Source organism: Marinobacter sp. MIT930201, from assembly GCF_047122665.1.
In the GTDB taxonomy this organism is placed as follows: domain Bacteria; phylum Pseudomonadota; class Gammaproteobacteria; order Pseudomonadales; family Oleiphilaceae; genus Marinobacter; species Marinobacter salarius.
Map to the genome: position 1 here is coordinate 3,614,204 of NZ_CP138916.1, position 13,318 is coordinate 3,627,521.

Genomic DNA, 13,318 nt, shown 5'->3' on the forward strand with positions numbered 1-13,318 from the left:
TTGAATGATCGATATAAAACACCACGGAGCGGTGTCAGGTGTAACCGGTTCTTGCCACGAGTTGGTCGTTGGCCGTTCCGGCATTCTGATTGATTGCGGCCTGTTCCAGGGCGCGGAAGCCGGTAACGGCGCGAGTGCGTCGAATCTCGCCGTTGATTTCTCCATTAGCCATATCCGTGCGCTGGTGGTCACCCATGTGCACATCGACCACGTCGGTCGCATTCCCTATCTTCTGGCTGCCGGGTTTGACGGGCCGATTATCTGTTCGGAGCCATCGGCCATTATGTTGCCGGAGATTCTTGAGGATGCCCTGAAGATTGGCTTCACCCGGGACCGAGCCCTGATTGAGAGGGTGCTTGGGTTGATTCGATCCCGTCTTGTGCCGGTGCCCTACGAGCAATGGCATTCGGTGTTCGATGGCAAGGATGAGTCGCTTTCCGTTCGGTTGCAGAGGGCCGGGCATATTCTTGGTTCGGCTTATGTGGAGTGCGAAGCGGAGAGCGATGGCGAGTTCGAGCGTGTCGTGTTCAGTGGTGACCTTGGGGCTTCCCATGCGCCACTGTTGCCTGAGCCACAGCCGCCGGAGCGTGCTGATAGGTTGGTGATTGAAAGCACCTACGGCGATAAGGACCACGAGAGCCGGGAAGAGCGTCGTTATCGTCTCAAGGCGGTGCTGGAGCACGCCCTTGAGGACGGCGGGATGGTTCTGGTGCCGGCGTTCAGCATTGGGCGTACGCAGGATCTGCTGTATGAACTTGAAAGTCTGATTCATGAGTTCGGCAGCGATGAAGTCGGGCCGGACTTGCCTTGGCGGGATCTCGAGATCGTTGTGGACTCGCCTCTGGCCGCCACTTTTACCCGTATCTACCGGGACCTAAAGCCTTTCTGGGACGCTGAAGCCACCGAATTGGTCAGTCAGGGCAGGCACCCGCTCTCGTTCGAACAACTCACGCTGATCAACAGCCATGAAGACCACCTCAATGCCGTGGATTATCTGGCAAAGTCACACCGCCCCTGCGTGGTGCTTGCTGGCTCTGGCATGTGTGCAGGGGGCAGGGTGGTGAACTACCTGAAGGCCATGCTGGCGGATGAACGCAACGATGTGTTGTTCGTGGGCTATCAGGCCAAGGGTACGCCGGGCAGGGATATTCTCGCCTATGGGCCTCGTGGTGGCTGGGTGGAGTTTGACGGCCAGCGTTACGATATTCGCGCCCGGGTTCATCAAGTGGGTGGTTACTCCGCCCATGCGGGGCAATCGGATTTGCTGCGGTTCGTAAGCGGAATTGAGTCGCCACCAACGGAGATCAGGATTGTGCATGGTGATGCGAAAGCCAAAGAATCGTTGAAAAGCCAATTTCATTCCGCCGGACTAACGGGGATAATGATCCCAGGTTTGGCGTAAACCAGTTATTTGTTATTAAAGGATTGTTGGAATCATGAAAAAGATCGCCGTCGTCGGCCTGGGATATGTCGGTTTGCCTTTGGCCGCCGCATTTGGGGAAAAGCGGGACGTTGTTGGTTTTGATATCAACGTAAAGCGAATAGCCGAACTAAAAGATGGCGTGGATTTTACCCGTGAGGTTTCCCGCGAAGAGCTGGCGGCTTCAAAAGGGTTGTCGTTTGCCGACTCCCTGGACGGTATTCGCGATTGCCAGATCTATATTGTGACTGTGCCCACACCAATTGATGAGTTCAAATCCCCGGACTTAACACCGCTGGTAAAAGCCAGTGAGAGTGTGGGGAGCGTGCTCAAGCGTGGCGATATTGTTATTTATGAGTCCACGGTTTATCCGGGGGCAACGGAAGAAGTCTGCGTTCCCATTCTGGAAAAAGTATCTGGTCTTGTTTTCAATCAGGACTTCCACGCCGGTTACAGCCCCGAGCGGATTAACCCGGGTGATAAAGAACATCGTGTTACCACCATTAAAAAGGTAACTTCCGGCTCTACGCCGGCCATCGCCGATGAAGTGGACGCGATTTATGCCGGTATTATTACCGCTGGTACTCACAAGGCCAGTTCCATTAAGGTGGCCGAGGCTGCCAAGGTGATTGAGAATACCCAGCGTGATTTGAACATTGCGCTAATGAATGAGTTATCAATGATTTTTTCCAAGCTTAAAATTGATACTCACGAAGTGATTGCTGCCGCATCGACCAAGTGGAATTTCCTCCCGTTCAAACCGGGATTGGTTGGCGGGCACTGTATTGGCGTGGACCCTTACTATCTGACTCACAAGGCCCAGGCCATTGGCTATCATCCGGAAATTATCCTGTCTGGCCGCCGCGTCAACGACAACATGGGCCCGTATGCAGCGTCTGAATTGGTGAAGGCGATGATCAAGGCCGGGCATACGGTTGCCAACGCTCGGGTGTTGATCATGGGCTTTACTTTTAAGGAGAACTGCCCCGATTTACGTAATACTCGCGTTATTGATGTGGTTAAGGAGTTGTCTGAATTTGGTTGCAAGGTGGATGTAACGGATTGCTGGGCCGACAATGAAGAGGCTGAGCACGAATACGGAATTACATTGAACCAGAATCCGGAGAAAACCCAGTACGATGCGTTACTTCTGGCGGTTCCGCATAGGGAGTATGTGGCGCGTTCGTCCCATAATCTACGCGAGTATATGAAAGACAATGGGGTTTTGTTTGATCTGAAAGGTGTATTGCCACTGGGTGAAGCTGATTTGCGTTTATAAACGCTTTGGCTATTTAAGTAAAAAAGCCAGCCTGCGGGCTGGTTTTTTTTGGGTTACTTTTCCGTAAATGAATTATTTTGCCATGGTCTGTTTTATGGATTACTATTTCTCGTGACTTTCAGTCATAACCGTCATATTCAAAAATTATCCATTCGCAGGTTCCGTGCTTGGTTGTCTGAACTAATTGCGGCCTTCGAATATCGGCAAATCAATAGCAGTTAATTAAATAAGGGTTTGTATCCATGGCAAAGATTAACGATTACTACCAGAAAAAACAGCTTATGGAAAAGCTCTCTGAAGAACTGGCGAAACTGGAGCAGGACCAGGCGCTGAAAAGCGAGCTTGAGTTTGAAAACAAGGTTCGCGACCTGATGAAGAAGTATGACAAGTCGCCAAAAGACGTTCTGCAGATTCTGGGCGCCATTGATCCGTCCATTTCAGGAGCCAAGGCCGACACAGCCAGCGGCAGCCGCCCCAAACGCCCCATGAAGACCTACAAGAACCCGAACACCGGTGAAGTGGTCAAGACGCGTGGTGGGAACCACAAGGTATTGAACGAGTGGCGTCAGAAGCATGGAAAAGAAACTGTGCAGAGCTGGCAGCAGGACTGATTGAGTCGTTTTTAACGTGGTGTCGGATTACGGCTTTGCGTAATCCGACCTACGATTGCTCCCCGAATACCACCACCCGGTTTCTTCCCCCTTCCTTGGCGGCGTACAACGCTTCATCCGCCTGCTGTAACCACTGCATATGATTCTCCGGCCTATCCGTTAAGGGAGCGATGCCAATGCTGACGGTGTACTGGATCGGTGCTGCCGTGGTTTGAACCGTGCTGTTCTGTATGGCCTCCCTTATGCGCTCGCAAATCACCCTGGCGCCTTCGGCATCGGTTTCCGGCAGGATGATGCCGAACTCCTCGCCACCGTAGCGGCCGGGGCTGTCGGACTGGCGCAGGTTGTCTTTCATAACCTTGGCGGTGTACTTGATGACTTCGTCACCCGCCAGGTGGCCGTAGGTATCGTTCACCGCTTTGAAGTGGTCTATGTCGAACATGATCAGGCAGGTGTTGTGACCATAACGGCGGTAGCGTTCGTATTCGGCGTCGATCAGGTTTTCCCAGGTACCACGGTTGAGCAGGCCGGTCAGGCGGTCGGTCATGCTCAGCTTGGCCAGTTGTTCGTTGGCGGTTTCCAGTGCCCGTTTGCTAGTGGCGATGTCGGTGACGTCGTAGACCATCAGGCAGATTTTCTCGACCTGGCCGTCTGGCCCGGAGAGAGGGCTGATGGTCAGATTCTGGTACATGAAGTCTTCCGTGCCGGTTATCGGGCGCGTGTTGCGAAAGCGGAACAGGTAAGGGCGCTGTTCCCAGGAGGTGAATGCCCGGGTGTTTAGCATGGCGACTGAGTCGACCTTGCGGGTCAGCCATGCTTTGGGGATGTCCGGGAACACGTCAAACAGAACCTGCTCGCGAATCTTGCTGGCGGTGATGCCGCTATGGTGTTCCATGAAGCCATTCCAGGCCTGCACGCGGAAGTCCAGGTCCAGAACCACCAGGCCGACTTCCACCGATTCCAGCATGTCCACCAGCCAGTGGAAGGTGCTTGCTCCGATCTCTTTAATGGCCATGGTTAATCCACCAGGTACTGTAGTCGTTGTTCAAGGAAGGGCACTGAATCTTCTGTCAGCAGTACCAGCATGTCGCAACTGATCTCCCGGTCTTCCAGTTCATAGCTGATTTCAATACACAGCAGCTTTTCGTGGCGAGTACTGTGGTGCTCTAGCAGGTCTCCGATCTGTCGATGCTGGCCCAGGACGGTTGGGTGACCAAGACCGAGTTTGAGATCCAGCTGGTCGCCAATGCCTTTGAGGAAGGCGCCAAACAGGATGCTGGACATGTCCATGAGCACCTCTACCTGAATGCTTTCGGTGTCCATGTCCTCGTAATGGAGCAGTTCGGCCATATCGTTGAAGCTGGCATCGGCAAACAACAGAAGGGCTTCCCCCGCAATACCAGCGCCGGTGAATCCCTGGCAGACAGCGGAGTAGTTGCTGTCCGCCTGGGCGGCCGAAATCGCCATGCTGAGCTCCGAGCGAGCAATCATTTCCACCCGGGGGATGGGCTGTTTGACGAATACCCGCAGCAGCCTTGCCAGCAAGTCGGACGAACGGCCCATGGCAACGTTGGCGATCTCCTGGAGATAGTCGTTCAGGCTAATCGGTGCGCTGGTTGAAGTGGTGTTGGTGGTATCGGACGCAGCGCTCTGCTCGTGTTCTTCAACCAGATCCTCAAGGCGCAGAAAACCGTAGTCCTGCAGCAGCTTTAAAACCAGGTCGGTGTCCGTAGGCTTTTTTATGAATTCGATGGCGCCGAGCTTGCGGACTCGAGCCCGCGCTTCTGGTTGGATGTCGCCGGAAACGACGATCGTCAACACGGGGAGATCCTCTTTCCTGATGGCGTCCAGAACCTCGTAGCCATCCATTTCCGGCATATTGAGGTCCAGAAACAGCAATTCGCCGGCACCGGCGCGGAGCTTTTCCAGAGCATTGCGGCCATCAAATGCGAAGGTAACTTCAGCGTTCCAGTTTTTGGGTAAAGCGCGCGCCATTTGTTTTCGGGCGAGAGAGGAATCGTCGCAGATAAGAACGCGGGTGGTCATGGGGGCTCCGTTTATTATTTAACCCCAGTATAGCAGTGCCTGAAGTGAATTCTATGCCCTGTGAACTATCTCACTCTATTGGCTCGGCAGCCTGGTATATAGTGCTCCTGCGGTCATAATAAGAATTGATTCAGAGACACAACACTATGAGACAGGATGCTTGTTGGTATGCTGTCCCTCTCACCATCTGTCTGGGTATGTCGCCTGTTGCCCTGGCAGAGTTGGAGCCTATTTCCGAACAGGAAATGAGCCAGGTGCAAGGGCAGGCAATGATGACGGTGGATCATGTGGATGGAGTAAACCACCGGTTTACCCGCGTGACACTGGGCGTGGACGCAGAAACCCGGCTGAACGCCGATGGTGTGGTGATGGGCGGGGATGATTCTGGCGCCGATCTCGATATCAAGAATTTCGCGCTCGGCCACTACGTGCGCGACGACACTCGTGTCCAGATCGACGGCAACACCTACAACGTGGACGAGGTGGTTCCGTTTGAGGGTGTTGAACCCTATCTTGAACTGGCTGAACGGGATGGTCAGCTCTCCGGTTTCCGCTTTGGTCTGAACCAGGCTCGGGGCACGCTTTCTGGCGAGATCGCCAGCTTCAGTGGCAACCTGAACCTGAAAATCAACGATGCAGACGGCAACCCGGTGGACGCCATGCTGTTCGATGATGCAGGAGTGGCCACCAATCACCGAGCAACCCAGATCGGTCTGGCGGGTGAAGACGGAACCTGCAGTCAATGTGTGCCGCTGACCAATCTGCTGTCCATGGATATTGGTGTGGACAATGGCGATGGCACGGTTGGCTTTACGGAAGACCTGTTCCTGGCGTTCCAGCGTGAGTCTGTGGACTGGCAGGACCTGGGAGGCCCTGGCGCCATTCAGGGGCCTGAAGGCGTGTTCCTGAATCTGCCCACCAGCATGACGCTGGACATGCAGACACTGCAGAACGGTGTTCAGCGGGAGCGCACGCATTACGTGGATCGCGGTACCGGGATGTTTTGATTACACTACCCTGCATTCGACCGATTCACGCAATGCAGGAGTTCTCTCGGTGATCCGTTCTTTCTACTGGCACGACTACGAAACCTTTGGTGTCGACCCCGTACACGATCGTCCCTCCCAGTTTGCCGGGGTGCGCACCGATGCAGATCTGAACATCATCGAAGACCCGCTGATTATCTACTGCGCACCGGCTGACGACTACGTGCCCTCGCCAGAAGCCTGCCTGATTACCGGCATTACCCCACAAAAGGCATTGGAAGACGGTTTTCCCGAGGCGGAGTTTATCGCACAGGTCAACGAGGCCTTCAGCCAGCCCGGCACTTGCGCCGTGGGTTACAATAGCCTGCGCTTCGATGACGAAGTGTCCCGCCATACCCTGTACCGTAACCTTCGTGACCCTTATGCCAGAGAATGGCAGAACGGCAATTCCCGCTGGGATATCATCGACATGGTGCGCCTGACCTACGCGTTGCGACCAGAGGGTATTCAATGGCCAAAGAAGGAAGACGGCAGCCCCAGTTTCAAGTTGGAAGAACTCACGGTCGCCAACGGCATTGCCCATGAAGCCGCTCACGATGCTCTGTCGGATGTAGAGGCTACCATCGCGGTGGCAAAGCTGATCAAGGAAAAGCAGCCAAAGCTGTTTGAGTTTGTGCTGCAAAACAAGGACAAGCACTCCGCCCGCGCCATGCTGGATACTGCCAGTATGAAGCCAGTGTTCCACATTTCCGCAAAGTACCCGGCCACCCGTGGTTGCTGCGCAATGGTGGCGCCATTGGCTGATCACCCCACCAACAAGAACCTGGTGATCGTGTACGACCTGCGCGAAGACCCAAGCGAGTTGATTCACGCTACGCCTGAGCAGATCCGTGAGCGGGTATTTACTTCCCAGGCGGAGTTAGGGGAGGGCACCAGCCGTTTTCCACTCAAAGGCGTGCAACTGAACAAGTGCCCGGTACTGGCCCCCGCCACCATGCTGAAATCCCTCTCTGAGGAGCGGCTTGCCGAGCTGGAACTGGACGGCGACAAGCTGCGTGAGCACCTGGCCATTTTGCGCAAGGCGCCGGATCTGCCAGCCCGAATCGCTCAGGCCTTCGATCACCCCCATGAAGGTGACCTGACGGATCCGGACGAACAGCTTTACGCTGGCGGTTTTATCAGCAAAACCGACCGCGAGAAGCTCAACTGGCTATTGCAACAGCCGGTAGAAACCCTGGGAGAGCAGGAAGTACGGTTTGAGGATGGTCGTCTGGAAGAAATGGTGTTTCGCTATCGCGCCAGGAATTACCCCAATACGCTGATATCCGAAGAGCAGGAGAAGTGGGAAGTCTTTCGTCAGCAGCGGCTGATGCAGCCCAAGAAAGGGTGGCGGTCTCTGGAGGAGTTCTTCAAGATTTTGCAGAATCTTGCCGCTGATCCGGAGCTTACGCCGGAAAAGCGGCATGTTCTGGAAGAGCTTCACCTCTATGGTGAATCCCTGATTCCTTACGTCTAGCGCCGGCGCTGGAAGTACACGGACAGGCCTTGACCCATCAAGCTTTGCACCTCGCTTCCCAGAGCCTCAGCCTGGATCTGTTTCTGTACAGGCTTGGTGGCGAGGCTGTGGCCGTCGGTGTCCCGGGCTTTTGCCAGTTTCCAGTCCACTTCGTTGCTGAGCAGCGCCATCAGCTCTTTTAGCTGCCTGGAATCCTGCTCACTGAACCAACGGTCGCGGCAGCCACCCAGGCCGTAGAAGTCGGTTTCGGCAACCAAGGATTGCCACATCGGATCCTGCCGATTGGTCAGTACCATCCGTCGGAGTTGACGCAGGGCCGTACGTGTCGGTTTGAGGTCGTGTTGGGAGATCAGGCGGCGGATCTGTTTGTCGCCATCGGTCTGTTCGTTGACGGCGGTGTGCATATGGACAACAGCACCGTTGCCGGTCGCTGAACTCACCAGGGCTGCGAGGGACACCTCGGTCATGCTTGTTGACGGCAGGCGCCCGATTTCGATCCAGTGCACCTTGTGGTCATCGGCGACGAATTGCTGGGCGATGGACCAGGGCCAGAACACGATGTTGCTGATGCCCATCTCGCCCGCGAGTCGCGTTGCCTTGGCAACGTTGGCCAGGGATTCATCCACGGCGATTACTTCCACGTCTTTCAGGTAGTGCGCCAGTTCCATGGCGCGCTGGCCGGACTGGGCGCCACACACCATGATTCGGATCGTTTCCGGCAATTGCTCGGTACTCATGCCCAGCTCGGTCGCCATTATGGCTTTCAGGCTGGTTTCGGAGCGATAGGCAAGTTTCGACCAGTTGGGCCAGGCCTGGGGCACATCGGTTTTCTCCAGACAAAGCTCGGCTGATTTCTCGTCGAAATTCTGTTTGATGGCCTCTTCCGACGCGCGGTTATAGTAGCTCGCGGCCATCATCCCCTGCATGGCAACCGGCCAGTCCACCAGGTTCCAGCGGCCAAGGTGTACAGCATACTTCTGATGGAACAGAGCGCCGTACATGGCACTGATGATCAGCGAACCGATCATGCCATCCTGTTGCTCGCCCATGGCAAGTTGGGCGCAAATGCTGTCGTTGATGGCTGAGGCCAGCCGTTCTTCGTCGTCCTCCGCGGTCAGGGCGTAACCGGTGCGATCGGCGTAGACCGCCAGGGCCAGCGCCAGCGGTTGAAGTTCGTCCCGCAGTTCAACAGTCTGTGCGACTTCCGCGATAATCGCCCGGCGCAGCAGGGTGGCCAGCTCTTCCACGGCTGGGTCTGGCATCAGGGTTTTTTCCAGTGCCAGGATCAGCAGTTCGTCCTCGCTGGCGGCGTCCAGAGCCACTTGGGCATTCGGGTTTTCCAGATCGTATTGCTGGCGGATGATGGCGCCTACGAAACGGCCGATTTCCTGGTGGGGCAGGCCGTCATGTCGCAGCAGAAGGATAGCGTCGCGGGCCAATTTGGTGTCAGCCCTGTTCACATCCAGATGCTCCGCACAAGTCAGCATGCCACTATAGATAGACGGCCATTCCAGGCCCATTTCCAGCAGCTTGCGGTAGTGCAGATAGGCTACGTCGAACTGGCCCTGCAGGCGCTTGGCATGGGCGACTCCGCCGAAAGCGGCGGCGGATTGCCGGTCCATTTCCAGGGCCTGGATGAAATACTGCTCCGCCAGGGCCGGGCGCTCGGACTTGATTGCCCAGTAGCCCAGGTTGGTGAACTGCTGGGGCTGTGCCGGGTCATGGCTCAGGCTGTCCGTGAACAGGGTGTGTGCCTTATCAAGTGCCCCTTCGTCCATTTCCACACGCCCCATCAAGCCCAGCGCGCCTGCGTTACCGGGTTCCTGCGCCAGAACCTCATTCAGGTAGTCACGGCATTCCTGCCGCGCCTTGAGACGCTGAACCAGCGATGTCGGGCTGTTTGACTCGGCATAAGCCAGGTTTGCCTGCAGCAGTAGCCGCGCAATGTGGGCTTTTTGTGCGTCTGTGGCATGGATGTTGTGCTGTGCTTGCATGGGGCTACCCCTTTGACTCTGTGACGAAACCCGATTAACCCTGCAGCAACTGCAGAACCTGCTGTGGCCTTGCGTTGGCCTGGGCCAATACCGACAAGCCGGCCTGCTGCAGCACCTGGGTGCGGGCGAGTTCTGCGGATTCAGCGGCAAAGTCTGCATCACGAATCCGTGAGCGCGCGGCCGACAGGTTCTCAGAGGTCGTGCTCAGGTTGGCAATGGTCGACTCGAGTCGATTCTGGGCGGCGCCCAGGTCGGCACGAATGCCACTGATGGTTTCCAATGCCGCGTCCACAACTGCGAGTGCGCTGGTGGCGCCGTCAACGGTGCTTATATCGATACCTGCCACTTCTTCAGGCGTAGAGCCGGCAGCGGTATTCTGCGCACTGTTCAGGACGCTGCCTGCGGCCAGGGTGGCGTCAGACGTCGCGGCGAAGCTAACGGACGAGTCCAGCGTCAATTCGCCGGCAACCCGTGTGGCATTAGCTCCACCACTTGTCAGTTCGATGGCGCTCGGGTCGCCGCTACCCTGTACCGCCAACTGTTGAGAGCCGGCAGCGGTAAAGTCTTCGATAGTGATGTCTTTACCCTGTTCCTGAATCAGCGTGATACTGCCGTCGTTAGCAACTTCCGCGGTAATGCCGGTCTTGCCAGACGCGGCGTTCACCTCACGTGCAATCGCTGAGAGGTCGTTTGCATCGGTGATCTGCGCGGAAATGGTCGCTGAGCTGCTCCCATTGGAAAGGGTGAGCGACACGGTTTGAGGCACGGCGATTGGCGTGGTAGCGGTGTTGCTCAGGGTCGCCGATGTTCTTGCCGTCGCGTTCACACCCGTCGTGGCACCAATGTCGTTGATGGCTGCGGCGATGTCTTCTGCCGTGTCACCTGCTGTAATGGGCACCACCTGGCTGTCCAGCGAGCTGGAAATGGTGAGATTCTGCGTGGCGATCGTGTTTTGTGCGGGTAACGTCGCATTCGCTGCCGTTGTTGAACCGGTGCCCTGGTTCAGGGTTGCGTTGGCCGCGTCGAGCGTGTTGTTGGCCAGGTCGGCGGTTCGGGCGCCTTCGATGGAAACGGCGATGCTCTGGTTTTCATTGGCGCCAGCCTGGAATTTTTGGGCCTGGAAGGTGCCGTCCAGGAGTTTCAGCCCGTTGAACTCGGTGGTGGTGGCAATGCGCTCCAGCTCGCCTTTTAGCTGGTTTACTTCGGACTGCAGGGCCTTCCTGTCAGATGCGGAGTTCGTTGCGTTGGCGGATTGTACCGCCAGTTCCCGAATGCGCTGCAGGATGTTCCCGGATTCGCCCAGCGCGCCTTCAGCAGTCTGAGCCAGAGAAATACCGTCGTTGGCGTTTCGAATGGCCTGGTTGAGGCCTTTGATCTGCGATGTGAATCGCTCAGAGATGGCAAGCCCGGCGGCATCGTCCTTGGCGGAGTTGATGCGCAGGCCGGATGACAGCCGCTGCAGGGCAACGTTGGAGTCTTCCTGTGAAGTGTTCAGGTTTCGCTGAGCATTCAGCGACGCGATATTGGTGTTGATGATCTGAGGCATAACATTTCTCCCTGCTCAGAGATGCCGGTAACCCGGTGCCCGATCAAAATGGACGCCTTGCCGGCGGAAGTTCATTTAATTGCCGTTTTGCAGGGAGGTAAGCGAAGGTTGTGCCAGTTTCGGAGTTTTTTTTGTAAAGCATTGATTGGTATTGGTTTTATTAGTCTGTTTTGAAGTCTGGAGCATGAGTCCAATCGTCAACATGTAGCGGTATAAGGAAGACTATTGCCGCTTTTACATTCCCTTACAAAATACCGTTAATTTTTTCTAAAGGTACGGACGGGGGCGCCGTTAAGCGCAATAACAGGGAGGCGCTCCCAAACTGAAAATGGGCGCCATTCCTTTTCCATGAAATAACGACATATGTCGAAGGAGAAGCAATATGGCTCTCGGTATTAACACTAACGTTGCGTCACTGTCAGCTCAGAACCAGTTGGGCAAATCGCAAAGCCTTTCTGACCAAGCCTTGCAGCGCCTGTCTTCCGGTCTTCGCATCAACTCCGCTAAAGATGATGCGGCAGGTCTTGCGATTTCCACCCGCTTCCAGTCTCAGATTTCTGGGTTGAATGTGGCTCAGCGCAACGCGAATGACGGTATTTCTCTGGCACAGACGGCTGAAGGTGCTTTAGAAGAAACGACCAACATTCTGCAGCGTATCCGGGATCTGTCCATTCAGTCGGCGAACTCTACTAACTCCTCGTCGGATCGCTCTGCGCTTCAGTCAGAAGTAAACCAGCTTCAACAGGAGATGCAGAGAATTGCTGAGACAACTCAGTTCAATGGTTTGAATCTGTTGGATGGCAGCTTTACTGCTCAGAAATTCCAGGTGGGTGCTAACGCGAATCAGACTATCTCGGTTGATGTAGGTAGCGCTAAAACAACTGACCTTGCGAATTATTCCCTGACAGCCGGTAGTGAAGATGCCAACTTTGGTTTGGGTACTGCGGCGAACCCGAACGCCACAATTCCAGGCACAAACACGGTAGCGGCGCAAGACGTCACTATCAACGGCCCTGTCGCTCAGGGCTCATTCAGTCTGACTGGTGGTGAGTCGGCTGAGCAGATTGCAGGTCAGGTCAATGACATTTCTGGGGCGACTGGTGTTTCTGCGACAGCGTCAACCTCCGCGACTTTGTCAAACCTGAGTGCAGGTGGCTCCGTAAGCTTGACGATTGAGAGTGGCGGTCAGTCCGCAACGGCAACTGCCAGTGTGACTACCGGTGATCTTTCTGCACTTGCTGATGCAATCAATGGTCTGACAGGTACGACTGGAGTTTCTGCAGAGATTAACTCCAGTAATGAAATTGTGCTTTCTCAGTCAACAGGTAAAGACATCGGACTTACCTTTCTGGGTGCGGCAGACGGAGATACAATTGAAGTCGCGGGTGCTGGTGACGGCACAACCGCCCAAACTGCAATCGATCTGACTTCAGCGAATACAACTGGCACCAATACGGATTCCACTGTAGTAACCGGCACCGTTGAACTGTCGGCCGATCAGGCGTTTTCAGCGAGCTCAAGCGTTGGAGATGATGCCGGCTCGATTTTTAATAGTGCAGCAGGTGATGTTAATAGCGGCTCTGCAAATACAGTCGCACAGATCGACATTAGCAGCGAGGACGGAGCTGCATCTGCGATTGCAGTAGTAGACTCGGCGTTGTCCAGGGTGAACTCTATTCGGGCTGACCTTGGTGCAATCCAGAACCGCTTCGAGAGTACAATTGCAAACCTGGCGACAACTTCCGAAAACCTGAGTGCCGCCAACAGTCGTATCCTGGATGCAGACTTTGCGGCTGAAACTGCAAAACTGTCTAAGTCTCAGGTTCTCCAGCAGGCTGGTATCTCTGTACTGGCGCAGGCGAATGCCCGCCCGCAGCAGGTTCTGTCCCTCCTGCAGTAACAGGGGCATAACGGCAAGGC

Annotated in this window: 10 protein-coding genes; 6 read left to right on the forward strand and 4 right to left on the reverse strand. The window is 55.5% G+C overall.

The features are described from left to right. Positions 1-4 precede the first annotated feature (4 nt). The 3 genes from SIC19_RS16465 to SIC19_RS16475 all read left to right on the forward strand — a co-directional run bounded on the left by SIC19_RS16465 (position 5) and on the right by SIC19_RS16475 (position 3,310). A complete protein-coding gene (locus SIC19_RS16465) occupies positions 5-1,402 on the forward strand; it encodes an MBL fold metallo-hydrolase RNA specificity domain-containing protein (protein WP_289600012.1) in 1,398 nt (465 codons plus the stop codon). A 34-nt stretch (positions 1,403-1,436) separates the two neighbouring features. Then, on the forward strand, positions 1,437-2,699 hold the full coding sequence (gene tviB / locus SIC19_RS16470) for a Vi polysaccharide biosynthesis UDP-N-acetylglucosamine C-6 dehydrogenase TviB (RefSeq protein ID WP_289600010.1): 1,263 nt from the start codon (positions 1,437-1,439) through the stop codon (positions 2,697-2,699). Positions 2,700-2,941: 242 nt separating this feature from the next. Further along, positions 2,942-3,310, forward strand: a complete 369-nt coding sequence (locus tag SIC19_RS16475) for a histone-like nucleoid-structuring protein, MvaT/MvaU family (protein WP_007154106.1) — start codon at positions 2,942-2,944, stop codon at positions 3,308-3,310. Positions 3,311-3,359: 49 nt separating this feature from the next. Here the strand turns inward: SIC19_RS16475 and SIC19_RS16480 are convergent, their stop codons facing one another. Then, positions 3,360-4,325 carry a sensor domain-containing diguanylate cyclase gene (locus SIC19_RS16480; protein ID WP_075196461.1) on the reverse strand — a complete coding sequence of 322 codons (966 nt, stop codon included), beginning with the start codon at positions 4,323-4,325 and terminating at the stop codon, positions 3,360-3,362. A gap of 2 nt (positions 4,326-4,327) precedes the next feature. Continuing rightward, a complete protein-coding gene (locus SIC19_RS16485) occupies positions 4,328-5,356 on the reverse strand; it encodes a response regulator (protein ID WP_289600005.1) in 1,029 nt (342 codons plus the stop codon). A gap of 146 nt (positions 5,357-5,502) precedes the next feature. Between SIC19_RS16485 and SIC19_RS16490 the strand changes: the two genes are divergently transcribed. Both SIC19_RS16490 and sbcB read left to right on the forward strand, forming a co-directional pair. Continuing rightward, complete coding sequence (locus SIC19_RS16490; protein WP_036210042.1) at positions 5,503-6,363, forward strand: hypothetical protein; 861 nt, start codon at positions 5,503-5,505, stop codon at positions 6,361-6,363. A 49-nt stretch (positions 6,364-6,412) separates the two neighbouring features. Continuing rightward, the gene (gene sbcB, locus SIC19_RS16495) at positions 6,413-7,858 is read left to right on the forward strand and encodes an exodeoxyribonuclease I (RefSeq protein ID WP_228209814.1); all 1,446 of its coding nucleotides are present in this window, start codon (positions 6,413-6,415) and stop codon (positions 7,856-7,858) included. On the opposite strand, the gene SIC19_RS16500 is transcribed toward sbcB, so the two are convergent. Both SIC19_RS16500 and SIC19_RS16505 read right to left on the reverse strand, forming a co-directional pair. After that, complete coding sequence (locus tag SIC19_RS16500) at positions 7,855-9,852, reverse strand: tetratricopeptide repeat protein (protein ID WP_289600002.1); 1,998 nt, start codon at positions 9,850-9,852, stop codon at positions 7,855-7,857. The two genes, sbcB and SIC19_RS16500, sit on opposite strands and share 4 nt — an antisense overlap. A 34-nt stretch (positions 9,853-9,886) precedes the next feature. Beyond that, positions 9,887-11,398, reverse strand: a complete 1,512-nt coding sequence (locus SIC19_RS16505; RefSeq protein WP_085679970.1) for a flagellin — start codon at positions 11,396-11,398, stop codon at positions 9,887-9,889. Positions 11,399-11,780: 382 nt separating this feature from the next. Here SIC19_RS16505 and SIC19_RS16510 point away from each other — a divergent pair, with 382 nt between their 5' ends. Beyond that, positions 11,781-13,298 (forward strand): flagellin, encoded by a 1,518-nt coding sequence (locus SIC19_RS16510; protein ID WP_228209812.1) that lies wholly within the window; start codon positions 11,781-11,783, stop codon positions 13,296-13,298. Positions 13,299-13,318: the final 20 nt, after the last annotated feature.

What these genes read in the sequence shown, in the direction of transcription:
- SIC19_RS16465 (WP_289600012.1), top strand. Translation starts at nt 5, where the DNA reads ATGATCGATATAAAACACCACGGAGCGGTGTCAGGTGTAACCGGTTCT.
- SIC19_RS16500 (WP_289600002.1), bottom strand. Translation starts at nt 9,852, where the DNA reads ATGCAAGCACAGCACAACATCCATGCCACAGACGCACAAAAAGCCCAC.
- SIC19_RS16510 (WP_228209812.1), top strand. Translation starts at nt 11,781, where the DNA reads ATGGCTCTCGGTATTAACACTAACGTTGCGTCACTGTCAGCTCAGAAC.
- tviB (WP_289600010.1), top strand. Translation starts at nt 1,437, where the DNA reads ATGAAAAAGATCGCCGTCGTCGGCCTGGGATATGTCGGTTTGCCTTTG.
- SIC19_RS16490 (WP_036210042.1), top strand. Translation starts at nt 5,503, where the DNA reads ATGAGACAGGATGCTTGTTGGTATGCTGTCCCTCTCACCATCTGTCTG.
- SIC19_RS16505 (WP_085679970.1), bottom strand. Translation starts at nt 11,398, where the DNA reads ATGCCTCAGATCATCAACACCAATATCGCGTCGCTGAATGCTCAGCGA.
- SIC19_RS16480 (WP_075196461.1), bottom strand. Translation starts at nt 4,325, where the DNA reads ATGGCCATTAAAGAGATCGGAGCAAGCACCTTCCACTGGCTGGTGGAC.
- SIC19_RS16485 (WP_289600005.1), bottom strand. Translation starts at nt 5,356, where the DNA reads ATGACCACCCGCGTTCTTATCTGCGACGATTCCTCTCTCGCCCGAAAA.
- SIC19_RS16475 (WP_007154106.1), top strand. Translation starts at nt 2,942, where the DNA reads ATGGCAAAGATTAACGATTACTACCAGAAAAAACAGCTTATGGAAAAG.